This window comes from Mycobacterium sp. 1165178.9, from assembly GCF_001673555.1.
Classification (GTDB): domain Bacteria; phylum Actinomycetota; class Actinomycetes; order Mycobacteriales; family Mycobacteriaceae; genus Mycobacterium.
This window is the reverse complement of record NZ_LZMB01000440.1, coordinates 1-581: the sequence shown is the minus strand read 5'-3', so window position 1 is coordinate 581 and position 581 is coordinate 1. Positions and strand designations below refer to the sequence as shown.

Here is a 581-nt window from a genome sequence, read left to right as displayed (position 1 = left end):
CTTTCACGCCGTCGAGCGCGATCTGTGGCAGGGCGGCGCGATCACGCCCGGAACGAAGGCGCTCAGCACCGAATTGGTGGGCAACGTCGGCAAATTGAACGGCATCGTCGCGACGCTGCAGTACAAGCCCGAGGACCTGGCCAACGGTGCCAGCGATCTGATCGAAGAGATTCAGAACACCAAGATCACGGGTGAGGAAGAGGCCTTCAGTCACATTGACCTGGTGGACTTTTCGGGCAATGTCGAAGGGGCCCAGCAGGCGTACGCCTCGCTGCGGCCGGGGCTGGAGAAGATCGACGGCAATCTGGTCCACCAGATCGATCAGCAGTTCCAGAACGTGCTCGCCACGCTGGACGGCTACCGCGACCCGGCCGCTCTCGGCGGCTACAAGACCTACACCCCGGCGCTGAAGGCCAGCGACGCACCCAAGCTGACGGCGGTCATCCAGCCGCTGCATGAAAGCCTGTCCACGGTTGCCCAAAAAGTCGTTACGGCCGGGTGATCATGACCGACGACATCACCGATCCCGCCCACGGGGACCCGAATAATGCCGGCACACCGGCAGACTCCACCACGGTGTC

Annotated in this window: 1 protein-coding gene; it reads left to right on the top strand. The window is 63.3% G+C overall.

Annotated features, from left to right (window positions below):
* A partial coding sequence (locus tag A5652_RS19030; RefSeq protein ID WP_197514015.1) for an EfeM/EfeO family lipoprotein occupies positions 1–502 on the top strand: 502 nt, incomplete at its 5' end.
* Between the last annotated feature and the right edge of the window lie 79 nt (positions 503–581).